The organism is Actinomadura opuntiae (assembly GCF_030283205.1).
In the GTDB taxonomy this organism is placed as follows: Bacteria; Actinomycetota; Actinomycetes; order Streptosporangiales; family Streptosporangiaceae; genus Spirillospora.
This window is the reverse complement of sequence record NZ_JASNWF010000004.1, coordinates 201,524-224,675: the sequence shown is the minus strand read 5'-3', so window position 1 is coordinate 224,675 and position 23,152 is coordinate 201,524. Positions and strand designations below refer to the sequence as shown.

Annotated in this window: 19 protein-coding genes and 1 pseudogene; 12 read left to right on the top strand and 8 right to left on the bottom strand. The window is 74.1% G+C overall.

From position 1 onward, the window contains the following. Window positions 1–2: 2 nt before the first annotated feature. Window positions 3–440 carry a nuclear transport factor 2 family protein gene (locus tag QP089_RS09920; protein WP_285911127.1) on the bottom strand — a complete coding sequence of 146 codons (438 nt, stop codon included), beginning with the start codon at window positions 438–440 and terminating at the stop codon, window positions 3–5. A 31-nt stretch (window positions 441–471) separates the two neighbouring features. Then, a complete protein-coding gene (locus QP089_RS09915; RefSeq protein WP_285911126.1) occupies window positions 472–1,347 on the bottom strand; it encodes a TIGR03619 family F420-dependent LLM class oxidoreductase in 876 nt (291 codons plus the stop codon). A gap of 142 nt (window positions 1,348–1,489) precedes the next feature. Here QP089_RS09915 and QP089_RS09910 point away from each other — a divergent pair, with 142 nt between their 5' ends. The 9 genes and pseudogenes from QP089_RS09910 to QP089_RS09870 all read left to right on the top strand — a co-directional run. Beyond that, complete coding sequence (locus QP089_RS09910) at window positions 1,490–2,359, top strand: SDR family NAD(P)-dependent oxidoreductase (protein ID WP_285911125.1); 870 nt, start codon at window positions 1,490–1,492, stop codon at window positions 2,357–2,359. Window positions 2,360–2,370: 11 nt separating this feature from the next. Beyond that, window positions 2,371–3,264 carry an EI24 domain-containing protein gene (locus tag QP089_RS09905; RefSeq protein ID WP_285911122.1) on the top strand — a complete coding sequence of 298 codons (894 nt, stop codon included), beginning with the start codon at window positions 2,371–2,373 and terminating at the stop codon, window positions 3,262–3,264. A gap of 74 nt (window positions 3,265–3,338) precedes the next feature. Next, window positions 3,339–4,826, top strand: coding sequence for a hypothetical protein (locus tag QP089_RS09900; protein ID WP_285911120.1), 1,488 nt, complete (start codon window positions 3,339–3,341; stop codon window positions 4,824–4,826). A gap of 65 nt (window positions 4,827–4,891) precedes the next feature. Continuing rightward, entirely contained in the window at window positions 4,892–7,045 is a 2,154-nt protein-coding gene (locus tag QP089_RS09895; protein WP_285911119.1) for an acyl-CoA dehydrogenase family protein, read from the top strand. Window positions 7,046–7,126: 81 nt separating this feature from the next. Continuing rightward, on the top strand, window positions 7,127–8,830 hold the full coding sequence (locus QP089_RS09890) for an MmpA family trehalose lipid delivery protein (RefSeq protein WP_285911118.1): 1,704 nt from the start codon (window positions 7,127–7,129) through the stop codon (window positions 8,828–8,830). Then, entirely contained in the window at window positions 8,830–8,961 is a 132-nt protein-coding gene (locus QP089_RS09885; protein WP_264159724.1) for a hypothetical protein, read from the top strand. The genes QP089_RS09890 and QP089_RS09885 overlap by 1 nt, the downstream gene beginning before the upstream one ends. A 13-nt stretch (window positions 8,962–8,974) precedes the next feature. Next, on the top strand, window positions 8,975–9,799 hold the full coding sequence (locus QP089_RS09880) for a glycosyltransferase (RefSeq protein ID WP_285911117.1): 825 nt from the start codon (window positions 8,975–8,977) through the stop codon (window positions 9,797–9,799). Beyond that, window positions 9,796–11,130, top strand: a complete 1,335-nt coding sequence (locus QP089_RS09875) for a glycosyltransferase family 4 protein (protein ID WP_285911116.1) — start codon at window positions 9,796–9,798, stop codon at window positions 11,128–11,130. Before QP089_RS09880 ends, QP089_RS09875 begins: the two co-directional genes overlap by 4 nt. Window positions 11,131–11,224: 94 nt before the next feature. Continuing rightward, window positions 11,225–14,404, top strand: a pseudogene (locus QP089_RS09870) (alpha-(1->3)-arabinofuranosyltransferase domain-containing protein); the annotation flags it as partial. A 1,051-nt stretch (window positions 14,405–15,455) separates the two neighbouring features. On the opposite strand, the gene QP089_RS09865 reads toward QP089_RS09870, so the two are convergent. Both QP089_RS09865 and QP089_RS09860 read right to left on the bottom strand, forming a co-directional pair. Continuing rightward, the gene (locus QP089_RS09865) at window positions 15,456–16,769 is read right to left on the bottom strand and encodes an acyltransferase family protein (RefSeq protein WP_285911115.1); all 1,314 of its coding nucleotides are present in this window, start codon (window positions 16,767–16,769) and stop codon (window positions 15,456–15,458) included. Next, window positions 16,766–17,548, bottom strand: a complete 783-nt coding sequence (locus tag QP089_RS09860; protein ID WP_285911114.1) for a class I SAM-dependent methyltransferase — start codon at window positions 17,546–17,548, stop codon at window positions 16,766–16,768. Before QP089_RS09860 ends, QP089_RS09865 begins: the two co-directional genes overlap by 4 nt. Before the next feature lie 243 nt (window positions 17,549–17,791). Here QP089_RS09860 and pgfA point away from each other — a divergent pair, with 243 nt between their 5' ends. Next, window positions 17,792–19,054, top strand: coding sequence for a cell envelope lipid trafficking protein PgfA (gene pgfA, locus QP089_RS09855; protein ID WP_285911113.1), 1,263 nt, complete (start codon window positions 17,792–17,794; stop codon window positions 19,052–19,054). A 189-nt stretch (window positions 19,055–19,243) separates the two neighbouring features. After that, window positions 19,244–20,353: an NAD(P)H-dependent flavin oxidoreductase gene (locus tag QP089_RS09850; RefSeq protein ID WP_285911112.1), complete on the top strand. Its 1,110-nt coding sequence runs from the start codon at window positions 19,244–19,246 to the stop codon at window positions 20,351–20,353. Between the two features lie 64 nt (window positions 20,354–20,417). Here the strand turns inward: QP089_RS09850 and QP089_RS09845 are convergent, their stop codons facing one another. Then, a complete protein-coding gene (locus QP089_RS09845) occupies window positions 20,418–20,675 on the bottom strand; it encodes a hypothetical protein (protein ID WP_285911111.1) in 258 nt (85 codons plus the stop codon). Between the two features lie 356 nt (window positions 20,676–21,031). Between QP089_RS09845 and QP089_RS09840 the strand changes: the two genes are divergently transcribed. Then, window positions 21,032–21,664 carry a flavin reductase family protein gene (locus tag QP089_RS09840; protein ID WP_285911110.1) on the top strand — a complete coding sequence of 211 codons (633 nt, stop codon included), beginning with the start codon at window positions 21,032–21,034 and terminating at the stop codon, window positions 21,662–21,664. 91 nt (window positions 21,665–21,755) lie between these two features. Here the strand turns inward: QP089_RS09840 and QP089_RS09835 are convergent, their stop codons facing one another. From QP089_RS09835 to QP089_RS09825, 3 genes are all read right to left on the bottom strand, one after another. Further along, on the bottom strand, window positions 21,756–21,995 hold the full coding sequence (locus tag QP089_RS09835) for a type II toxin-antitoxin system RelE family toxin (RefSeq protein WP_285911109.1): 240 nt from the start codon (window positions 21,993–21,995) through the stop codon (window positions 21,756–21,758). Beyond that, window positions 21,992–22,261, bottom strand: a complete 270-nt coding sequence (locus QP089_RS09830; protein ID WP_285911108.1) for a hypothetical protein — start codon at window positions 22,259–22,261, stop codon at window positions 21,992–21,994. The genes QP089_RS09835 and QP089_RS09830 overlap by 4 nt, the downstream gene beginning before the upstream one ends. Window positions 22,262–22,336: 75 nt before the next feature. Continuing rightward, complete coding sequence (locus QP089_RS09825) at window positions 22,337–23,149, bottom strand: crotonase/enoyl-CoA hydratase family protein (protein ID WP_285911107.1); 813 nt, start codon at window positions 23,147–23,149, stop codon at window positions 22,337–22,339. Window positions 23,150–23,152: the final 3 nt, after the last annotated feature.

Here is a 23,152-nt window from a genome sequence, read left to right as displayed (position 1 = left end):
GCTCAGCTCTTTTTGAGGGTGGCCATGGCGCGGTCCGGTTCCCAGTGGGCGCGCAGCGAGGTGATGAGGCCGGCGTCGTCGACGGTGTAGATGAGGATGCAGTCGATGGTCATGGTGGACCCGTCGCCCATGGTCGTGGTGATGGTGGCCACGTTGGCGCAGCACGGGCCGTTGGCGAACGAGTCGTTGATCTCGAAGCGGAAGCCGCTGATGGTGGCGATGAAGGAGTCCCAGAAGGCGCCGATGCCGTCGCGGCCGCGGTGGCCGGCGCCGGAGGGGTCGAGGAAGGACGGGCCGACGGGGTCCTCGACGAGGGCGTCGGGGGCGAACAGGTCCAGCCACTCGTCCCGGCGTCCGGAGCCGACGGCGGTCATGGAGGCGCGGGCGGCGCGGCGGGCGGGGTGGTCGGCGTCGGGGGCGTGCCAGATGAGGGCGTCCATGGCCGAACTGTAACGTGTTCTCGTTTTCCGGTCAGCCGTTCGCCTTCGCGATGACCGACTCGGCGAACCGCTCCAGGCTCGCGATCTTCTTGTCCAGCGGCTCGGTGTCGGGACCCTTGATGTAGGGCAGCCGGAAGCCGACGATCACGTCGGTGACGCCCTTGTCCTCCAGCCGCCTCACGCCGTCGACGCTGTAGGCCTCGGGGGAGATGACGTGCACCTCGAAGGGCCGGTCGGCCGTGCCCTCGGCCTCGCGGATCCGGTTGAGGCGGGCGAGCAGGTCGTCGAGGTCGTCCTGGCCGCCGCCGTGCATCCAGCCGTCGCCGCGCACGGCGGCGCGCCGAAGCGCACCCTCGCTGTGCCCGCCGATCAGGATCGGGATCGGCTCGGCGGGCGCCGGGGTCATCTTGATGGCCGGGATGTCGAAGAACTCGCCGTGGTACTCGAAGTAGCCTCCGGCGGCCAGGCCGCGGACGATGTCGACGGCCTCGTCCATCCGCTTCCCGCGCCGCTCCCACGGCACGCCCATCACCTGGAAGTCCTCGCGCCACGGGCTGAGGCCGACGCCGAGGCCGAGCCGCCCGCCGGTGAGGCAGGCGATCGAGGTGGCCTGCTTGGCCACCAGCACGGGCGGCCGGACGGCGAGCTTGAGGACGAACGGGGTGAAGCGGAGCGTGCTGGTCACCGCGCCCATGGCGGCGATCAGCGTGAACGTCTCGATGAAGGCCTTGTCCTCGAGGAACTCCCGGTTCCCGTCGGCGGTGTAGGGGTAGGTCGAGTCGGACTCGCGCGGATAGACCAGCGAGTCGGCCACCGACATGCTCGTGTAGCCGGCCGCCTCGGCGGCGCGGGCCAGCGGCAGGTAGAACGACGGGTCGGTCATCGCCTCGGCGTAGGTGAACCTCATGGCGACCGATAGTAGAACCGGTTTCAGTTCGAGGCCAGAGACGATCCCGGCGGCGGCGGTCCGGCGCGCCCGGATCACGGCTTGTGCAAGAACTCACAGTCCCCCCTTGCTCGGCCCTTCCGCGCGGTGGTTCGGTGGAGGGATGAGGAACAAGATCGCGATCGTGACCGGGGGGACGTCCGGGATCGGTAAGGAGATCGCGCGCGGGCTGGCGCGCGCGGGGTTCCTCGTCGGGATCGTGTGCCGCAGCGAGATGCGCGGCCGGGCCGCGGTGGAGGAGCTGACCGCGGACGTGCCGGGCGCGCGGATCGAGACGTTCCTCGCCGACCTGTCCGCGCTCCAGGACGTGCGGCGGGTGGCGGCGTCGCTGGAGGAGCGGTTCGACCGGCTGGACGTGCTGGTCGACAACGCGGGCGTGCACATGATGCGGGCGAAGGAGAGCGCGGACGGCTTCGACCGGATGGTCGCGACCAACCATCTCGGCCCGTTCCTGCTGACGAACCTGCTGCTCGGCCCGCTGGAGAAGGCGGCGCCGTCGCGGATCGTGATCGTCGCGTCCGAGGCCCACCGGTTCGCCGACCGGCTGGACCCGGCCCGGATGGCCGAGCCCGGAAGCTACCGGGCGGCCGGGTCGCTGCGGGTGTACGGGCGGTCGAAGCTGATGAACATCCTGTTCGCGCAGGAGCTGGCGCGGCGGCTGGAGGGCAGCGGCGTCACGGTGAACGCGATGTGCCCCGGCTTCGTCGCGACCGGCCTGACCCGGGAGCTGCCGGGGAACGCGCGGATCGGCGGGCTGCTGTCGCACACGCCCGTGATGCGGACGCCGGCGCAGGGCGCGCGGATGGCGCTGAAGCTCGCGCTGGACGAGGAGTTCGAAGGACGCACCGGCGGCTTCTACAGCTCGACGCCGGGCGCCGGGCTGGTGCCGGAGGCGGGGCCGCTGAAGAACGAGGTGCTCCGCCGGGCGGTCTGGGAGCAATCGGCCCGTCTGGTGGGCCTTCCTCCTCGCTAGGCTGTGGGCGTGTGAGCGCCGTCCCCCCGAACCAGCCCGCCCCGAGGAACCGGCCGCCCGGGCCGCGGCCGCCGATCCCGGCACCGGGATCGCAGAGTCCGGCCGAGCCCAGGCCGTCGGCGGTCAAGGACCTGCTCAACGGTGTCGGCTATCTGCTGCGCGGCATCGGCTGGACCGCGCGGAACCCGGCGCAGTGGGCGTTCGGGCTGATCCCCGCGCTGATCGTGCTGGCCGCCTATGCCGCCGCGCTGGTCACGCTGGCGTTCTACCTGGACGACCTGTCCGGATGGGTGACGCCGTTCGCGGACGGCTGGTCGGAAGGGGCGCGGGACTCGGCCCGCGTGGTCGCGGGGATCGCGATCTACGGGGCGTCGGTGTTCCTCGCGGTCCTCACCTTCACCGCGGTGACGCTGCTGGTCGGCGACCCGTTCTACGAGGCGATCGCGGTGCGGGTGGAGGAGTCGCAAGGCGGCGCGCCGCCGGATCCGGACGTCCCGCTGCTGGTGCAGATCGGGCGTGCGATCAAGGACGCGCTGCTGCTCGGCCTCGTCGCGCTGCTGTTCGCGGTGGTGTTCTTCGCCGCCGGGTTCCTACCGGTGGTGGGGCAGACGGTGGTGCCGGTCATCGCGGCCCTGGTGTCGGGCTACTTCCTGGCGGGCGAGCTGACGTCGATCGCGCTGGAGCGGCGCGGGCTGCGGCGCCGGGAGCGGTTCGCGCGGCTGAAGGCCGACCGGCCGCTCGTGGTCGGGTTCGGCGCCGCGACCTTTGTGGTCTTTCTCATCCCGTTCGGCGCGGTCCTCGCGATGCCGGGCGCGGTGGCGGGCGCGACACTGCTGGCGAGGGAGCGGCTCGCGGACGGCCCGGTGCTCACGGCCGGTGACGGCGGGGTCGCCGGCCGCCACTGAGGCGATAGGAAGATGTGTCCTCAGCGTGATGACCCGCGGAACGAAATGAATGATCTTCGCGTACCGTGTTCCGCATGTCCGATCAGGGGGAGCGCCGGGGGCGCTGGACCGACATGAGCGAGAGCGACGCGGCGGAACGGCCGGCGGCGCCGGACGCGGGACGCGCGACCGGTCCGCAGGTGGTCTCCTCCGAGCCGAAGATGCCCGAGGTTTTCATGCCCGCACCGCAGGGCCGGACCGAGTTCTCCGAGTCCGGCGAGGAGCCGGCGCACGACGTCTGGGGCAAGGTCGAACGGGGCGCCCCGGAGCAGGAGCCGGAGTCCGAGGCCGCGTACGAGCAGGAGCCGGAGGCCGGGTATGCGCCGGAGGCGTCCCGGCCCGGATACGAGGAGCGGCCCGCGCCCGGCTGGGGAACGCCCCAGCCGGCCCAGCCGCCCCAGCCGGCGCAGGACGCCGGGCCCGCCTATCACGCTGGCCCCGCCTATGAGGCGGATCCCGCGGACGAGACCGAGGCCGGGGGCGAGCTGCCGGACGCCGAGGACGTGCGCGTCGCGCCCGTCCCCGCGCGGGAGCAGGAGGAGCCGCCCGAGCACGGGCAGGAGCCGCCCGGCTGGGAGGGCTCGCTGTTCGAGGACGGCCCCGGCTCGGCCGGCGCGGAGGAGGGGCCCGCGGTGCAGGTCGGGCTGTCGGGCCCGGCGAAGGCCGGCAAGCCGAGCAGCGGCAACTGGCAGATGCCGGAGTGGATGGCCGACGAGGCCGCGGCGGACGCCAAGCTAGGCGGCTCGCCCCGCGGGTCCGACGACCTGCTCGACGAGGGCGGCGGCCGGTCCCGGCTGGTGCTGATCGGCGGCGTGGGCCTGCTGGTGGTGGCGCTGCTGGCGGCCGGCGGCGTCTACTACATGACGCACAGGAGCGACGACGTCGCGGCGGACACGGGCGCCAAGCCGGGGCCGACGGGCGCCGCGCAGCAGCCCGAGGCGCCGCGGGTCACGGTCCCGGCGGACCGGCGGCTCAAGCGGTTCGCCGGCAAGCCGAGCCGGATCGCCGGCCGGCTGACGGACGCGGCGTCCGGGCTGTCGTACCCGCGGCTCGCCGCGCCGTGGCAGCTGCCGACCAAGAAGAACAAGCTGAGCACGCCCGGCTGGTCGGGGCAGCAGATCGTGGTGACCGAGCGGCACGGCCAGCAGATGTGGTACGGCCAGCTCCTCACCGGGACGCTGGCGCCGACGCTGCTCGGGTCCTACCGGGGGCCGGGGAGCGTCAAGAAGACCACGGCGCTCGCGGCGCAGGGCTACGAGGAGCAGTACTACTCGTTCCCGCACAAGTCGGCGCCGCTGGCGTCGCAGCCGCTCGACATCGGCGGGCACAAGGGCTGGCTGATCGCCTCGTACCTGACCTACAAGCGGGCCGGGGTGCGGGCGACGGGCGAGATCGTGGCGACCGCGGTGATCGACACCGGGCGCAAGACGCCCGCGACGGTCTTCGCGTCGCTGCCGAACACGCACCGGAAGCTGTGGCCCGACCTCAACGAGTTCCTCGCGCAGCTGAAGATCGCGGCCTGACCCTCCTTAACTACCGAATGTCGTTCTAATAGGCTGGCTCCGGTCCCCGACGGAGAGGTGCAGCCATGGCGATCGGCCTGACGGAGGAGCACGAGGCGCTGGCGGCGTCGGTGCGCGGGTTCGCCGAGCGGAACGTCCCGCCGGAGGCGGCGCGCAAGGCCGACGCCGGGTTCTGGCCGGCGCTCGCCGGGCAGGGGCTGCTCGGGCTGCACCTGCCCGAGGACGCCGGCGGCCAGGGGTTCGGGCTGCTGGAGCAGGCCGTCGCGCTGGAGGAGCTCGGCCGGGCCCTCGCGCCCGGCGCGTACACGCCGACCGTCCTGGCCTCGGCGATCCTGCACTCCGCCGGGGCCGGTGCCGGGGGCTTGCTGGCCGGGCTCGCGGACGGTTCGCGCAAGGCGGCCGTCGCCCTGTCGGGGGGCCTGGACGTCCACGGCTCCACGGTGTCCGGGACGGTTCACCCCGTGCTCGGCGCGCCGCTGGCCGACGTGTTCCTGCTCCCGGCCGGCGGCCGCTGGGTGGTCGCCGAGCGGAGCGAGGTCACGGTCGGGGAGCTGGAGTCGCTCGACATCACCCGCCCGGTCGGCTCGGTGACCGTGGACGGCCTGGACGTCCCGGACGACCGTCTCGTCGACGCGCCCGACGCCCGGGCCCTCGCGGTCGTCCTGCTGGGCGCCGAGGCGTGCGGCGTGGCGGGACGCGCCCTCGACGACGCCGTGGCCTACGCCAAGCTCCGCGAGCAGTTCGGGCGCCCGATCGGCCAGTTCCAGGGCGTCAAGCACAAGTGCGCCCGGATGCTCATCGCCGTCGAGCGCGCGAGGGCGGCCGTGTGGGACGCGGCGCGCGCGTTCACCGAATCGCCCGACCAGCGCGCCTACGCGGTCGGCGTCGCGGCCGTGCTCGCCGCCGACGCGGCCGTGATGTGCGCGGAGGGCGACATCCAGGTCCACGGCGGCATCGGCTACACCTACGAGCACGACGCGCACCTGTACTACCGGCGCGCCCTCACCCTGCGCGCCCTGCTCGGCCGGGCGAGCGGGCACCGCGCGGACGTGGCGGAGCTGGCGGTCGGCGGCGTGCGCCGCCCGATGAGCATCGAGCTGGGCGAGGAGGCCGCGCCGCTGCGCGAGGAGATCCGCGGCCGCGTCGCCGAGATGGCCGCGATGGAGCCGCTCCGGCAGCGCGCCGCGATGGCGGAGGGCGGCTGGGTGACGCCGCACCTGCCGAAGCCGTGGGGCCGCGGCGCCGGGCCGCTGGAGCAGATCGTGATCCAGCAGGAGCTGAAGGCGGCGCAGGTCAGGCCGGTCCCGCTGATGATCGCGGCGTGGGTCGTCCCGTCCCTGGTCCAGTACGGGACGGCGGAGCAGCAGGAGCGGTTCCTGCCGCCGACGCTGCGCGGCGAGATCATCTGGTGCCAGCTGTTCTCCGAGCCGGGCGCGGGCTCCGACCTCGCCGGGCTGCGCACCCGCGCGGAGCGGGTCGAGGGCGGCTGGCGGATCAGCGGCCAGAAGATCTGGACGTCGCTGGCCCGCGACGCGCAGTGGGGCGTCTGCATCGCCCGCACCGACCCGGACCGCCCCAAGCACGACGGCATCACCTACTTCATCGTGGACATGGCGTCCGAGGGCATCGACGTCCGGCCGCTGCGCGAGTGCACCGGCGACGCGGTGTTCAACGAGGTGTTCCTGGACGGCGTGTTCGTCCCGGACGACCGGGTCGTCGGCCCGGTCAACGAGGGGTGGCGCGTCGCCCGCAACACCCTCGCCAACGAGCGCGTCGGGCTGACCAGCTCGTTCCAGCTCGGCGGCGACGTGCCGAAACTGCTGCGCCTGGCGGCCGAACTCGGGCTGGACGGCGACCCGGTCGTCCGCGACGGCATCGGGTGCCTCGCCTGCGACGAGCACGCCTTCAACCTCCTCGGCCTGCGCGCCACCCTCAAGCAGCTGTCGGGCACCGACCCGGGCGCGACGGCGAACGTCCGCAAGCTGGTCGCGATGGAGCACGGCCAGCAGGTCACCGAGTTCGGGTTCACGCTGCTCGGCGACGAGGGCGCGCTGACCGGCGGCTGGAAGGACGACCTGCGCTCGCGCTGGACCCGGTACCTGCTGGCGTCCCGCGCGATGACGATCGGCGGCGGCACCACCGAGGTCAACCTCAACGTCATCGGCGAGCGCATCCTCGGCCTCCCCCGCGATCCCGAACCGGCCGCCTCCCGGCGTTGAGTTGCGGCGAGTCGTCGTCATGGAGGCCGCCACAACGACGACTCGCCGCAAGTGAACGAAGTTCGGGTAGCGTCCCTGCGGATGGGGGAGCGGACGCGGCAGCTGGTGGCCGCACTGACCGGGCTGGGGCTCGGGCTTGCGGCACTCGGGCCGGGGCTCGCGCCCGGCTTCCTGCTGTCCTACGACATGGTGTTCACGCCCGATCCGGCGTTCGCGCCGATGACGTTCGGGCTGACCGGGACGGTCCCGCGCCACGTGCCGAGCGACGCGTTCGTGACCGCGCTGGCGACGGTGATCCCCGCCGGTGCCGTGCAGAAGCTGCTCCTTCTCGCGATCTTCGTGATGGCGTGCACGTCGGCGGCGTCGCTGGTGCCGTCCCGGCGGCTGCTGCCGCGCCTGGCCGCCGGTGTCTGCTACGCCTGGAACCCGTTCGTCGCCGAGCGGCTGCTGCTCGGCCAGTGGGCGCTGCTCCTCGGCTACGCGGCGCTGCCGTGGGTCGTCGCGGCCGCGGCCCGCACGACCGAACGCGGCGGGACCCGGCGGCTCGTCCGCGCGCTGATCCCCGCCGCGATCGGCGGTTTCGCCGCGCTGACCGTCTCGGGGGCGGCGGCGCTGATCGTCGCGTTGGTGTCCGCGCGCCTGCGGGGCGGGGTGCGGGTCGTCGCCGTGGTGATCGCGCTGAGCCTGCCGTGGTTGGTGCCCGCGGTGCTGCGCCCGGCGGGGGTGCCGGGGAACGGGGAGGCCGTCGGCGTCTTCGCGGCGCGGGCGGACACCCCGTTCGGCGTGCTGGGCAGCCTCCTGACGCTCGGCGGGATCTGGAACGGCGAGACGGTGCCGCGCGGCTACGGGACGCCTGTCCTGGCGGGGTTCTGGCTGGCCGTGGTGCTCGGATCCCTCTTCGCCTACTGGAAGTGGTGCCGGGAGCCGGAGTGGCGGCGGGGCGCGGCGGTCGCCGCGATCGCCGGGTTCGTGCTGGCGGCGCTCGGGGCCGTCGCGGAGCCCGTGCTCAGGGGCGCAGTGGCCCTGTGGTCCGGATTCGCCGTGCTGCGGGACGGCCAGCAGTACGTGGCGCCCCTGGCGGTCGTGGTCGCGGTGGGCCTCGGCGTCGCGGCGGACCGGGCGATCGAGGCCCGGTTCGCGATGGTCGCGGTCGGCGCGATGGCGGCGCCGGTCCTGCTGCTGCCGACGCTGGCATGGGGCGCGGCGGGAGACCTGCGCGCCGTCCGCTACCCGGCGGACTGGTCGCGCGCCGCGCAGATCATCGACGGCGACTCCGCGCCGGGCGACGTGCTCGTCCTGCCGTGGGCGCTGTACCGCAGCTACCCCTGGAACCACGGGCGCCGCGTCCTCGACCCGCTGCCCCGCTACCTGCACCGGCGGGTGGTGGTGAACGACGCGCTGATCGTCGGCCGGACGACCGTCGCCGCCGAGGACCCGAGGGCGATCGCGCTGGCCCCCGCAGCCGCGCACCCCGACGCGGCCGCGCTGCGCGAGCGGGGCGTCCGGTACGTCGTGGTCGACGCCGAGACCGGCCGGTACCGCCCGACCAGCGCCGTCCCCGTGCTGACCGGCCCCGACCTGGCCGTCTACCGGGTCGACGGGGCCGCGGCGGCGCCCGAGGACCGCGTCGCGGCGGTGCCGGTGATCCTTGCCTGGATCACGGCGAGTCTGGTTGTTTTCTGGTCATTCCCGGCCACAGGCACTACTCTGGGGCTTCCGTTACTCGGGAGTATCCGTAGGCGCAGCCCCGACCGCCTCCCACACCCCCGTCGAAGGGCCCCCTGATGCGCATCGCCATCGCCGCACTCGTCGGCGTGCTGCTGGCCGCCGGAGCATCGTTCGGCGTCGTGCAGCTCGCGAACTCCTCCCAGAAGGACCCGGTCATCAAGCCGATGTACAACTACGGCGCACCCTGACCAGCGTGACCCGATGAGGAACCGGCGTGCCGGTCCCGCCCTGCTGGAGATCGTCGTGCCGGCCCGCAACGAGGCCGGCCGGCTGCCCGCCGGGCTGGACCTGCTGAGCGGCAAGCTCGCGGCGCTGCCCGCGCGCGCCGAGGTGATCGTCGTCGACAACGCCAGCACGGACGCGACGGCGGAGATCGCCCGGTCCTGGCGCGGGCCGGTGCCGGTGCGGCTGGTCTCCTGCGAGCGGCCCGGCAAGGGCGCCGCCGTCCGCGCCGGGCTGCTGGCCACCCGCGCCCCCTACATCGGCTTCATGGACGCCGACATGGCCACCGACCTCGCCGCCCTGGACGACGCCCTCGCCCTGCTGCGCGAGGGCCGGCCGGTGGTGGTCGGGTCGCGGCGGCACGAGGCGTCCGTCGTCGAGGGGTACGCCCTGCCGGTCCGGCGGCTCGGCGCGATCACCTTCAACCGCATCGTCCGCGACCTGGTCGGCGGCATCCAGGACACCCAGTGCGGGTTCAAGTTCTTCGCCGGGCCGCTCGGCCGCGCGGCGGCCCGCGACCTGCGCACCACGGGGTTCTCCTTCGACGTCGAGCTGCTCGCCCACTGCGTGCGGCGCGGCGCGCCGGTGTCGGCCATCCCGGTCGTGTGGCGCGACCGCCCGGGGTCGACGTTCTCGGTGCGCCGGCACTCGCTCCAGTGCCTGGTCGACCTCGCGCGCATCCGCGCCCGCGCCTCCCGACCCGCCGTCCCCGCCCCCGCACCGGCGTCCGAGCCCGTCTGGGGCCCGCTCGCCGGCCTGCCGGAGACGGGCCTGCCCTCGGCGTCGAGCGCCGGCCAGGGATGAGCGGGCCCCTCAGGCTGGCGGTCGTCAACTGGCGCGACCCCTGGCATCCGGCCGCCGGCGGCGCCGAACGGTACGCGTGGGAGATCGCGCGCCGGACGGCCGAGCAGGGCGCCCGCGTCCACTTCGTGACGTCCAGGGCCCCTGGGCAGCGCCGCGAGGAGCGGGTCGACGGTGTGGACGTCGTCCGGCTGGGCGGGCGGTTCACCGTGTACCCCCTCGTCCTGCTGTGGCTGCTGCGCCGGCGGCTGGGGCGCGGCGGCGGCTTCGACGCCGTCATCGACTGCCAGAACGGCATCCCGTTCTTCACGCCGTGGGCGCTGCCGCGCCGCGTCCCGGTGTTCTGCGTCGTCCACCACGTGCACGACGCGCAGTTCGGCGTCCACTTCCCGGCCTGGATGGCCTGGATCGGGCGGATGCTGGAAGGGCCCGTGAGCCGCCGCGCCTACCGGCGGCACGCGTTCGTGGTCGTGTCGCCGTCCACGCTGCGCGCCGTGCGGGGACGCCTCGGCTGGACGGGGCCGGTGTACGTCGTGCCGAACGGGTCCGGTGCGCCGCCCCCGGTCCACGGCGCCGTGCCCACGGGGCGCCCGCAGCTGGTCTGCGTGACCCGGCTCGTCCCGCACAAGCGGCTCGACCTGCTGCTCGACCTGGCCCGCGTCCTCGCCGACCGGCATCCCGGGCTCCGGCTCCACATCGTCGGGACCGGCCCGGAGGAGGCGGCGCTCGCCAAGGGGATCACCGAGCGCGGCCTCGACGGCGTCGCGGTCGCCCACGGTTACGTGACCGAACGGGTCAAGGCCGCGCTCGTCGCCGCCTCCGACCTGCATCTCAGCACCTCGCAGGGCGAGGGCTGGGGGCTCAGCGTGATCGAGGCGGCCGCGCTCGGCGTCCCGACCGTCGCCTACGACGTCGACGGCCTGCGCGACGCCGTCCGCGACGGCGTCACCGGCTGGCTCGTCGGGCCCGGCGAAGACCCGTCCGAGGTGGTGGAACGCGCGCTCAAGGACCTGGACGAGCCGGGCCGCCGCGCCGAGACCGCCGCGCGCTGCCGGGCGTGGGCGGGCGAGTTCGACTGGGCGCGGACGGCGGCGCGGATGGCCGACCTCGTCGAGGCGGCCGTGCGCGCCGGATCGTCGTCCACCGCCGACGACCGGGCACAGGTGGTGCACCGGTACGGTGACGTGCACCTGCGCGTGGTGGAGGGTCCCGTCCGCGACGAGCTGCTCGCCGGGTCCGGCGACGTCCGCGCGATCCGCGAGGCGACCACCGTCGAGCGGCTGCTCGGCCGGCCCCGGTCCACCGGGGAGGCGGCCCGCGGCGACCTCGACTAGGGCCCGCCGCCGGCGGGCGCGCAGTGCCGTTGACTAACGGCGCCATCGACACGCGGTGCCGTTGACACAGGGCCGAGACCGGGAGGGGGCGAGCATGGCGGTGGGGGAGGCGAGCCCGCCGCGCGCCGGGGCGCCGCGGCCGCCCGCTCCCGGCCCGCGCCCCCCGGACGGGCCGGACGCCGCCGCGCGGCTGCGCGCGCGGCTGCGCGTCGCGGCGTGCTGCCTGGCGCTGACCGCGCTGGCGTTCGGCACCCGGCCCGGGCTGATCCTCGCCGACACCAAGATCGACATGGCGGTGAACCCGCTCGGGTTCCTCGGCCGCGCCCTGCACCTGTGGGACTCCGAGCAGTTCGGCCAGCTGCAGAACCAGGCGGTCGGCTACCTGTTCCCGATGGGCCCGTTCCACGCGCTCGGCGACCTGGTCGGCATGCCCCCGTGGATCACCCAGCGGTTCTGGACGTCGCTGCTGCTGTGCCTGGCGTTCACCGGGACGTGGCGGCTGGCGAACCGGCTCGGCGTCGGCGGGCCGGGCGGCCGGCTGATCGGCGCGATGGCCTACGCGCTGGCGCCCAACGCCCTGGCCACCCTCGGCCAGATCTCCTCGGAGTACCTGCCGGTCGCGATGCTGCCGTGGATCGTGCTGCCGCTGGTCACCGCCGCGTCCGGCGAGGGCGGGCGGGTGCGGGCGGCGGCCCGGTCCGGGCTCGCGGTCGCCTGCTGCGGCGGGATCAACGCGACCGCCACCGCCGCGGCGCTGATCGTCCCGCTGGTGTACCTGCTGACGCGGCCGCGCGGATCGTTCCGGATCCGGCTGCTGGCGTGGTGGTCGGCGGCCGCCGGCGCGGCGATGGCGTGGTGGCTCGTCCCGCTCCTGCTCACCGGCACGTACGGGTTCTCCTGGCTGACCTACACCGAGAAGTCCGCCACCACGACCGCGCCGACCGGGCTGATCAACATCTTCCGGGGCGCCGAGCGCTGGGTGAACTACCTGATCGTGGACGGCCGGATCTGGTGGCCGGTCGGGCACAGCCTGTCCACCGGGGCGCTGCCGGTGGTCTGCACCGGCGTGATCGCCGCGCTGGGGCTGGCCGGGCTGCTCGGCCGGCTGCTGCCCGAGCGGACCTTCCTGCTGCTCAGCCTGCTCGCCGGAGTCGCCGTCATCACCATGGGCCACCTCAGCGACATCCCCGGCCCGTTCGCCGCGCAGGCCCGCGACCTGCTGGACGGCCCGCTCGCGCCGCTGCGCAACCTGCACAAGTTCGACGCGGTGGTCCGGCTGCCGCTCGCGCTCGGGCTCGCCCACCTGACCGCCGTGGCCGTGCGGAGACCGGGGCGGGCGCGCGGCCCGAGCGGCGAGCGCCGCCCCGTCCTCGGCGGCGCGCTGCGGGCCGTGCTGAGCGTGCCCGCCGTCGCGCTGGTCGCGCTCGGCGGGATCGGCGTGACGGCCGTAGCGAACGGGCTGACCGGTCCCGGCTCCTTCCCCGAGGTGCCGAGGTACTGGCGGGACGCGGCGTCGTGGATCAACGCGCGAGCCGGTCAGCAGGGCGTCCTCGCGCTGCCCGGCGCGGCCTTCGGCGAGTACGTGTGGGGCCGGCCGATGGACGACATCGTCCAGCCCCTCCTCACGGCGCGGTGGGGCGTCCGGCAGCTCGTCCCGGCCGGGTCGCCCGGGTACACGCGGGCGCTGGACGCGATCGACCTGCAGGTCCGCTCGGGACAGGGCTCGCCGGGCCTGGCGGACTACCTCGGCCGGATGGGCGTGCGGTACCTGCTGGTCCGCAACGATCTGAGCCGCGAGACGCTGCGCGGCGCCTGGCCCGCCCGGCTGCACCAGGCGCTCGGCGACTCGCCCGGCATCCGCCGGGTCGCCTCGTTCGGCGCTCCCGTGGGCGGCGACCTGGTGGACGACGCCGTGTCGGCCACCGACCAGAAGTACCCGGCGCTGGAGGTCTACGAGGTCGGCGGCGCCGACGACGTCGCGAACCTGTGGGACGCGACCGGCGCCGTCCGCGTGTACGGGGGGCCGGAGTCGCTCCTGGCGATGGCCGACGACGGGGCGCTGCCGTCCGGGCCCGTCCTGCTGGACGACGATGCCGCCGACCTGGGCGGCACGCCCGTCGTGACCGACTCGCCCCGGCTGCTGAAACGCAACTACGGCGAGCTGCACCAGACGTCGCCGACGCTGACGCAGGCGCGGCGGCGGCAGGCCACCGACGTCCTGGACAAGGGCTGGAACCGCTACACCACCCATGCGACCTACGGCGGCGGGGTCCGCGACGTCACGGCGTCGTCGTCGGCGGCCGCCGACGACGCGATCCCGCAGGCCCGCAAGCCCGGCGCGGCCCCGTACGCCGCGCTGGACGGCGACCCGTTCACCGCCTGGCAGACCGGCGGCTGGAACGGGCCGGTCGGCCAGTGGCTGCGCGTCGACTTCGACAAACCCCGCGTCATCCGCAACCTGACCGCGGCGTTCGACCAGGACTCCACGCTCGGCCCGGCCGTCGCGCGGGTCGCGGTGCAGACCGAGAACGGCACCGTCGAGCAGGACGTGCAGCGGACCGCGAACCCCCAGCCGCTGCGCGCCGCGGAGGGGACGAGCCGCTGGCTGAAGCTGCGCATCACCGGACTCGCCTCCGAGCCCGCGGTGCCCGCGTTCGCCCGCGCCGGGGTGTCCGAGCTCAGCATCGGCGGCGTCGCCCCGACCCGGACGTACACGATGCCGGCGCCGTCCGGCGTCAAGGGCCCGGCCACCTACGTGATGAGCCGGGCGCCCGGCGGCACGTCCGAATGCATGCAGGGCAGCGCCCGGTGGGTGTGCTCGCCGGCGCTCGCGTCCGGGGACGAGGAGGGCGACGGCTTCGACCGCACCTACACCTCCGCCGTCGCCGGGAAGGCGCCCCTCACCGGCACGGCCGTCCTCACCGACGAGCGGCTGATCGCGCAGTACACGGCCGTGGCCGGGCAGCCGCTCGTCACCGCCAGCTCGGTGCAGTCCGACCATCCCGCCGACCAGGCGCGGGCGGCGTTCGACGGCGACCCGTCCACCACCTGGATCTCGGCGGACAAGGACGACGCGCCCGTGTTCTCCGTCCAGTGGAAGGGGAGCAAGCGGCTGTCGAAGCTCACGCTGAACCGGCCGCCGGGCGCGTCCGGCCCGGTCCGCGTGCGGATCGAGGGGCGCAACGGCGAGTACCGCGAGGGCCTGTCCGACGGGGCGGGCCGGCTGTCGTTCGCCCCGATGACCACCGACCGCCTGACCATCACCTTCCTCAAGGCCGACCGGGTCGGGCCGGTGCAACTGACCGACCTGACCGTCCCCGGCGTCCGGCCGCTGCCGGACGTGTCGTCCTACCCGCTGAAGCTGGCCTGCGGGTACGGGCCCAAGCTGCGGGTCGACGGGACGACCGTGCAGACCAAGGCGACCGGCACGTTCGGCGACCTGCTCGCCGGGCGGCCGCTGCGGTTCGCCGCCTGCCGCCAGGCGCCGCTGGCGGCCGGCCGCAACCACCTGACGTCGGTCCCGCTCGACTCCTACCGCATCGACACCGTCGTCGTCGGGCCGCAGGCCATCGCGAACAGTTCAGCGGGCACGGAAGCGGGGGCGGGCACGGAAGCGGGGGCAGGTGCGCCGCAGCAGGTCAAGGTGCTCAACTGGAGCGCGAGCTCCCGCAAGGTGGAGGTCGACGCGCAGAAGAGCTCGTTCCTGGCCGTGAACGAGAACTTCAACGTCGGCTGGCACGCCACCCTCGGCGGGAAGGCGCTGCGCCCCGTCCGGCTCGACGGCTGGAAGCAGGCCTGGGCCGTCCCGGCAGGGACCAGCGGCGTCGTCCGGCTCACCTACGCCCCCGACCGCGCGCAGCGGATCGCCGTCGTCGCCGGTCTCAACCTGCTGCTCGTGCTGCTGCTGGCCGCCGTCTGGTCCTCCGGCGACCGGCGCCGGGCCGGGCCGCGCGGCGGGCGCGCCCTCGTCGCGGGAACCGGCTGGCCCGCGTGGGCGGCGATCGCTGCGGCCGCCGTGCTCGGCGGCTGGATCGCCGGACCGCCCGGTCTCGCCGTCACCGCCGTGGTCGCGGCCGCCTGCGGCTGGGCCCGGACGCGGCGGGCCTGGCCGCTGCGCGCGCTGGCCTCCCCGTGGACGGTCGTGATCGCGATGGTCGCCGGAGCCGGATGCCTGGCCGTGGGGAACCGGTTCGGCCTGCTGGACAACCCGTCCCGGCCGTCGGGCCTGCTCGGCGACGTGGTGCCGCAGCTGCTCGGACTGGTGATCGTCGGACGGGTCGCGGCGGAGCTGTGGCGGCCCCGCCCGCCCGGCGGCCCGATCGAGCTCAGCTGGGCCGACCCCGGGCGGGGGCCCGGCGGCGGGAGCGGGCCGTCCGCCGGTCCGCCGGCCGGACCGGGTCCGGGACCGTCCGGGCGGGGTCGGGGTCGGCGCGGGGGCGGCGGCGCCGGCGCAGCAGCGCCATCACCGGCCGCTCCACCAGGTAATAGCTCAGGGTCGCCGCTGCGATGGTCGCCATCGCCACCAGCGGAAGATCCGTCGCGACGTTCCCGTGGAACAGCCGGTCCGCCGCGTCGTACCAGGCCAGAAGAATGATCATCTGCCAGAGGAAGACGCCGTAGGAGATCCGGCCGAGGAAGCGCATCACCCGGTTGCCGAGCACCGCGCTAATCACCGGATGGCCGGGCGGGGCGAACGCGACCGGCGCGACCAGCGCCACCGCGACGAGCCCGTACACGATCAGGTGCAGGACCGACGTCCACAGCGCGTCCGGCGTCTGCAGGGTGTAGGGGCCGGTCGCGGGCGTCGCGGCCACGACGTACAGCATCGCCGCCGCCGCCCAGCAGGCGCCCCACGACTCGGCGACGGTCCGGCACATCGCCGCGACGGGGCGCCGCTGGTCCAGCCGCGCCCACACCGTCACCACGGCCATCGCCATGCCGATCGCGAACCAGACGAAGAAGTGCGGGGGCCACAGGCCCATCTGCGTGTGCCGGTCCGGCACGAACATGAAGATCACGTAGACGAAGGAGAGCGCGCCGTACACGCCGATCGCGCGCAGCAGCCGCTTGGCCCGCACGCCCGGGTCGCGCGTCGGGACGCGCCTGGCGTACCAGGACAGGACCGGCGCGGTCAGCGGCAGCAGCGCGTACCAGCCGGCCTCGACGACCAGGCTCCACGTCTGGCCGATCCGCGCCGGGCCGAGACCGCCGCCCCACCACGGGTCGGGCAGGTACGTCTGCGTCAGCGTCAGCAGCGAACCCCAGGTCAGCGGGTCGGTGAGGTGCCCGCGCGCGGACGTGACCATGAAGACGACGACCAGCGCCCAGTACGCGGGCATGATCCGCAGCACCCGCTTGAGCAGGTAGTCGCCGACGCGCGGGGCGGCCCGGCCGTCCAGCACCGCCGCCGCCCACGGGCGGTAGAGCAGCAGCCCGGAGAGCGTGAAGAAGATCGGCACGCCGACCTGGCCGCCGTTGAACAGCCAGCCGGAGCCGCCCTGCAGCGTGATGGCCCCCGACGCGCTCGCCACGTGGAAGGCCAGGACGGCCAGCGCCGCGATCGCCCGCAGGCCGTCCAGCGCGTCCTGGTGCCCGGAGATCGGCGGCGCGGGGACGGCCGCCGGCGGCGCGGGCCTCACGGGCTCCTCTTCCGCAGCACGAGCAGCAGGTTCCAGGTCGCGACCTCCCGCAGGCCGGGGACGCGGACGATCCCGGCGGCCCAGCGGGGCAGGTAGCGGGGCAGCGCGTCCACGACGTCGACGTCGCCGTTGGCGCGCGCCCAGGCGAGCGCCGCGGACACCGACACCGGGTGCAGGCTCTCGCCGTACCGGTTCCTCGGCGGGCGTCCGGTGCGGCGCTCGTACCGGCGCGCGGCCCGGTCGCCGCCGAGGTAGTGCCAGGGCGAGGTCTCGTGGCCGCCCCACGGGGACAGCCAGTTGGTGAACGACAGGAACACCAGGCCGCCCGGACGCGTCACCCGGACCATCTCGCCCGCCATTCGCCACGGGTCGGGGACGTGCTCCAGGACGTTGGAGGAGAAGCACACGTCGACCGAGCCCGTCCGGTACGGCAGGGCCAGCGCGCTGGCGACGAGCGTGTTCGCCGGCGGCGGGCCGAGCGAGGTCAGCTCCTTGATGTCGTGGTCGATCCCGGTGCAGCGCGCCCCGGCGGCGGTCAGCGCGTGCGCGAACCGGCCGAGCCCGGTGCCCACGTCGGCGATGGTGGCGCCGTCGAGGCGGACGTACGAGCCGAGCTGCGCGATCGTGTCCCGCGCCATGAGGTCGTAGAAGTACTCCGGGTCGGTCCCCTCACGTCGGAAGGCGCTGAACAGCCGGACGCACCGGCCGAACGTGGCGCGATGGCCCGGCGCGGCGCGGTGGTTCTGCGGGGACGCCGAGGCAGCTGCCGGCCAGTCCATGGGCAACCTCACGGATCACGGGGAGTACAGGCGGAGCTTACCGGCCGGTACTCGGTCCCAGGGAGCCCTTCGCGGGCCCGCCCAGGGGCCGCCCAGGGGCCGCGTAGGGTCCGCCGCGGCCCGGCGCAGTGGGGAGATAGGGCATATTTAGGGATTCGTGCCATGCGTGCCGGATGCTATTGGACGGGCTGTTCGGCACGTCCTGTAGCCTGACCGGGCACGCCGGATTCCGGCCTCGAGGCCATGGAACGGACCGCAGTCCCGGAGGTGTTCATGCGGCGACCGGTGGTCGGCCTGATAATGATCGGCCTGGGCGCCTTCTTCCTCGCGCTCGCGCCCATGGTCCGGTTCTACGTGGCCGACCAGGTGGTGCAGGCGCCGCTGAACCGCTACCAGGTCACCCGGCTGGAGTCGCCGAACAGCACCTACTTCGACCAGTCCGACCTGAAGCTGAAGAACGGCGTCACGCTGCGCGCCAACAACACCATCCGCGGCGACGTGCGGGCCAACGGCGGCAACAACAAGATCGCCGTCTGGGACTCCACCACCGACATCTACGACGAGGCCAAGCCCGACACCCCCGTGCAGATCCAGAAGTTCCGGATCGCGTTCGACCGCCGGACGGGCCTGCTGGTCAACTGCTGCGGCGCCAACGTCGAGGGCGACCCCAACGTCCGGATGTCGGGCTACGGGCTGCTCTTCCCGATCGGGGACGTGCAGAAGCGCGACTACCCGTTCTACGACATGACCACCAAGCAGCAGGCGCCGATGCAGTTCGGCGCCGTCGAGCGGGTGCACGGCCTGGCGACCTACCGGTTCACCCAGCACATCCCGCTCACCAAGACCGCCGCGCTCGACACCAAGATCCCGGCGAGCATGCTCGGGCTGCCCGCCGACAAGGGCGACCAGAAGGCCGACCGCTACACCGAGGCCTTCAACACCGTCTGGGTGGACCCGCGCACCGGCATCCCGGTCAAGCACCGCGAGAACATCCGCAGCTGGGTGCAGACGCCGGACGGCAAGGGCAAGATGATCGTCGCGCAGGCCGACCTGGTCACCGTCGACAAGGACCAGAAGGGCCTGGTCAAGATGGCGGACAAGACGGCGCTGCAGATCGACATGGTGCGCAGCTACATCCCGGCGGGCGCCGTTCTCATCGGGCTGGGGCTGCTCCTCGGCGGCGGCGTCCTCGGGCTGATGCGCGACCGTACGCCGCCGCCGGTCGAGGCGCCGCGCCGCGCCGACGGCAAGTTCGGCGAGGCCAAGCCCGTCGAGCCAGGCTCGCCCACCGCTGGCGGTCGGCCCGATGGGCCGGGCGGACCCGACGGCCCGGGCGGCCCCGGGGCGCCGGCGCCCGCCGCCGCGGCCCCGCCCGGATCGTTCGCGGACCCCGGTGCCGCCAGGCCCGCGGGCGTGCCCGCCGGGCCGGGCGCCGCACCGGCGCCGCAGGCGCGCCGGGCGCCGTCCGACGGCCGCCAGCGGCGGCTGCCGTCCCGGCGTCGCTGAACCCCCACCCCGTCTCCGCCAAGGCCCCGCGGCCCGTGCCGCGGGGCCTTGGCCGTGGCCCGGCCGTCCGCGCGTTGATACGTGTTCTAGAAGCGACTGGGCTCCCGGACCTCCTGTTCGGCACCGTCCGACGATTTCGCCAACTAGAACCTGTTGCAGTTTTGCTCGGACCCGCCTAGGGTCGAGACCGTGCGGACACGAGTCACCGAACAATTCGGCATCGAGTACCCGATCTTTGCGTTCAGTCACTGCCGCGACGTGGTCGCGGCGGTGAGCCGCGCCGGCGGCATGGGCGTCCTCGGCGCCCTGTACTTCACCCCCGAGGAGCTCGAGCTCGAGCTGAAGTGGATCGACGAGCACGTCGGCGGCAAGCCCTACGGCGTGGACGTGGTGATGCCCGCCAAGTACGAGGGCGCCGACCTCGGCGACGCCGAGGAGCTGGTCGGCAAGCTCCAGGGCATGATCCCGGCCGAGCACCGCAAGTTCCTGGAGGACCTGCTCGCCGAGCACGGCGTCGAGCCGTCCACCGAGAGCGCGAGCAAGGTGCTGCTCGGCTGGACCGACCAGACGGCGCGGCCGCAGGTCGAGATCGCGCTCAAGCACCCGATCGCGCTGCTGGCCAGCGCCCTCGGCCCGCCCCCGGCCGACGTCGCCGAGCTGGCCCACCAGCACGGCGTCAAGGTCGGCGGCCTGGCCTCCAACGCGCGGCACGCCCGCAAGCAGGTCGAGGCCGGCGTCGACATCATCATCGCCCAGGGCACCGAGGCCGGCGGCCACACCGGCGACGTGTCCACTATGGTGCTGATCCCCGAGGTCGTGGACGCGGTCGGCGAGGACACGATCGTCCTCGCGGCGGGCGGCATCGGCCGCGGCCGGCAGATGGCCGCCGGCCTCGCGCTCGGCGCCGACGGCGTCTGGACCGGCTCGATCTGGCTGACCGTGGACGAGGCGGACACCCCCGAGCGGGCGCTGCCGAAGCTGCTCGCCGCCACCTCCCGCGACACCGTCCGGTCCCGCGCCTGGACCGGCAAGCCCGCGCGGTTCCTCAAGACCGCGTGGACCGAGGCGTGGGAGAGCGAGAAGTCGCCCGGCTACCTGCCGATGCCGATGCAGTTCATGCTGATCGCCGACGCGCTGCCGCGCATCGCCCGGTCGGGCGACGGCGAGCTGGTGACCTTCCCGGTCGGCCAGATCGTCGGCTCGATGAACCAGGTGAAGCCGGCCGCGCAGGTCGTCTACGACCTGATCGAGGAGTACGTCGAGTCCATCGAGCGGCTCAACGCCATCACCGAAGGCTGACCCCCGTCAAGGGCAGGGACGGCGGCCGGGGCGCATCGCGCCCCGGCCGCCGCCGCGTCCGCCGTCAGGAGCGGGTCGTCCAGGACAGGACGCGCGCGAGGAAGTAGTAGACGGCGCAGGCGATCCCCCAGTTGATGTAGAGCTGCTCCTTCGGGTCCGACCGCGGGAACATGTCGTGGAACGGCGTCGCGAGCCAGCGGCCCGTGCTGAGCACCGCGTGCACCAGGTCGTTGCCCGGGTTGGCGCCGCCCCAGGTCAGCACGATGCCGAGGGCGAGAATGAACGCCGCCGCCCAGCCCGCCGCCAGGATCAGCGAGCTCACGGGGTTGCGCCTGCTGCGCGGCCACCGCCGCGGCCTGCGCGCCACGACGGTCTTCCCGGGGCCCTCGGCCGCGGGCGCCGCCGCCGCGGGCGCCGCCGCGGCCGCTGTGCGCCGGGGCCAGGCCCGGCGTCTCCGGGGCTCCGCCGGGGGCTCGTGGGCCGCCGTCCGTCCCCGCCCGATGTACCGTCCTATCTGGAGCGCCATCGCCTGCTCATCCCTTCCATGACCGGCTTGCGTCCAGCCGTGCCACGGACGGAACATCGCAAACACCGTCCCCCTTTACGGACGGCCCGATATCGGCGCAGCGATCATCATTTCAGCCGGCGTCGAAACGACCCCGTCCTACGCTGCGGATCATGGAACCCGTGGTCACCGCCCGCCCGGAGCACCTCGCCATCGAGCCGAGCGTCCTGTATTTCGGCACACCCGTCGTCCTTCTGTCGACCGAGAACGCGGACGGGACGCCCAACCTCGCGCCGATGTCGTCGGCCTGGGCGCTCGGCCGCACCGTCGTGCTCGGCCTCGGCGCGGAGGGGCAGACCGCCCGCAACGTCCGGGCGCGCCCCGAACTGGTGATCAACGTCCCCGGTCCCGGCCTGTGGCGGGCGGTGGAGCGGCTCGCGCCGCTGACGGGCCGCGACCCGGTGCCCGCGGCGAAGGCGGCCCTCTTCCGGTTCGAGCCGGACAAGTTCGGCGCGTCCGGCCTGCGGCCCCAGCCGTCGGAGAAGGTGGGACCGCCCCGCGTCGCCGAATGCCCGCTGCAACTGGAGGCCCGCGCGGAACGGGTGCGTCCCGGCGCCTCCGGCGCATTCGTCATCGTCGAGGCCGACGTGCTGCGCGTGCACGCCGACCCGCGCATCGTCGTCCCCGGCACGCACCACGTGGACCCGGCCGAGTGGAGCCCGCTCATCTACAACTTCCGCCACTACTTCGGCCTCGGCCCAGAACTAGGCCACACCTTCCGCACCGAAACCCCGCGCAACCGCTGACCCGAACCGGGCGGCCTCAGATCACCGGGTCGGCTTGCACACCGCGGCCGGCCGTTCACCGTGCAGCCGCCGCAGGTGGTCGCTCCCGGGATCAGGCTGTGATGCGGCTGACGTGGCCGATGATGATCTGATCGGCTTGGAGTCGGTACATCAGCCGATAAGGGCCCACTCGGAGCCTGTAGTCCCCCGCCTTTCCCCAGGGGAAGGCCTGGGCCGGGGTCGGATCGTCGGCCAAGTTCTGCACTGCCATGGCGATGGCGCGCATGCCTTGCTGGTCGAGCATGTACCGGCGCATGCTCTGCTGTGCCTCAGGCGTCCACTCGATCTTCACTGCACGTCGCCGAGGATTTCTGCCATGAAATCCTCGTGAGACATGGCGCCGGGGCGGCCGGCCGCCTCCCACTCGTCCAATGCCGCGGAGGCGGCGGCGGCCTCGGCGGCGTCCAGGGCCTCCGGTGAGGCGGCCTGTTCGAGTGCCTTCAGCCTTCTGAACTCGTCCAGAGGCACCACTGCCGCCGCCTCTCCGCCCAGGTGGATGACCTCGTAATCGTCCGTCGCCGTCGCAGGAGGGACGGGCCCGACCGGTTCTGCGCTCATGGTTCCGGAGCCTACAAGGCCGCGGCGACAGAGCGTCGGCGCTTCTCGGGTGCCGTCTCTTTCGCGGGGAAGGCGCTATTTGCCCTGGTAGATGGGGGCGCGCTTCTCCTTGAAGGCCTTGGAGCCCTCCTTGGCGTCCTCGGAGGCGAAGACGGGCCAGCCGATCTCGTCGGAGACCTTGAGGGCCTCCTCCTCGGGGAGGTGCTCGGTCTCGCGGACGGCGCGGAGGATGGCCTGGACGGACAGCGGCGCGCACGCGGCGATCTGGTCGGCCATCTCGCGGGCCGCGGTGAGGGCCTGGCCGTCCGGGACGACCTTGTTGATCAGGCCCATGGCGAGGGCCTCCTGCGGGGTGACCGAGCGGGCGGTGAGCAGGATGTCCAGCGCGGCGGCGTAGCCGATCTGGCGGGGGAGGCGGACGGCGGAGCCGCCCATGGGGAACAGGCCGCGCTTGGCCTCGTACAGGCCGAGGGTGGCGCCCTCGGCGACGACCCGCAGGTCGGTGCCGGTGAGCAGCTCGGTGCCGCCGGCGACGGCGTAGCCCTCGATGGCGCAGATGAGCGGCTTGGCGGGGCGGCCGTCGCGCAGCAGGCCCTTCCAGTGGTAGTCGGGGATCTGCGCGGCGCGCTCGGCGACGCGGGGGTCGGACGGCGGCTGCGACATGGCCTTCAGGTCGGCGCCGGCGCAGAAGGTGCCGTCGGCTCCGGTGAGGATGCCGACGCGGACCTCCGGGGTGTCGGAGATGTAGGCCCAGGCGTCGGCGAGGCCGACCAGCATGGCCGTGCTGAGCGCGTTGCGCGCCTCGGGGCGGTTCATCGTGACGATGACGACGTGGCCGTCCCGCTCGACGGTGCAGTGCTCGGTGCTGATCGGCAGCCGCTCGGCCATGGG

Coding starts and splice junctions, on each gene's coding strand:
- QP089_RS09920 (WP_285911127.1), bottom strand. CDS start 440: ATGGACGCCCTCATCTGGCACGCCCCCGACGCCGACCACCCCGCCCGC.
- QP089_RS09915 (WP_285911126.1), bottom strand. CDS start 1,347: ATGAGGTTCACCTACGCCGAGGCGATGACCGACCCGTCGTTCTACCTG.
- QP089_RS09910 (WP_285911125.1), top strand. CDS start 1,490: ATGAGGAACAAGATCGCGATCGTGACCGGGGGGACGTCCGGGATCGGT.
- QP089_RS09900 (WP_285911120.1), top strand. CDS start 3,339: ATGTCCGATCAGGGGGAGCGCCGGGGGCGCTGGACCGACATGAGCGAG.
- QP089_RS09895 (WP_285911119.1), top strand. CDS start 4,892: ATGGCGATCGGCCTGACGGAGGAGCACGAGGCGCTGGCGGCGTCGGTG.
- QP089_RS09890 (WP_285911118.1), top strand. CDS start 7,127: ATGGGGGAGCGGACGCGGCAGCTGGTGGCCGCACTGACCGGGCTGGGG.
- QP089_RS09885 (WP_264159724.1), top strand. CDS start 8,830: ATGCGCATCGCCATCGCCGCACTCGTCGGCGTGCTGCTGGCCGCCGGA.
- QP089_RS09880 (WP_285911117.1), top strand. CDS start 8,975: ATGAGGAACCGGCGTGCCGGTCCCGCCCTGCTGGAGATCGTCGTGCCG.
- QP089_RS09875 (WP_285911116.1), top strand. CDS start 9,796: ATGAGCGGGCCCCTCAGGCTGGCGGTCGTCAACTGGCGCGACCCCTGG.
- QP089_RS09860 (WP_285911114.1), bottom strand. CDS start 17,548: ATGGACTGGCCGGCAGCTGCCTCGGCGTCCCCGCAGAACCACCGCGCC.
- pgfA (WP_285911113.1), top strand. CDS start 17,792: ATGGAACGGACCGCAGTCCCGGAGGTGTTCATGCGGCGACCGGTGGTC.
- QP089_RS09840 (WP_285911110.1), top strand. CDS start 21,032: ATGGAACCCGTGGTCACCGCCCGCCCGGAGCACCTCGCCATCGAGCCG.
- QP089_RS09830 (WP_285911108.1), bottom strand. CDS start 22,261: ATGAGCGCAGAACCGGTCGGGCCCGTCCCTCCTGCGACGGCGACGGAC.
- QP089_RS09825 (WP_285911107.1), bottom strand. CDS start 23,149: ATGGCCGAGCGGCTGCCGATCAGCACCGAGCACTGCACCGTCGAGCGG.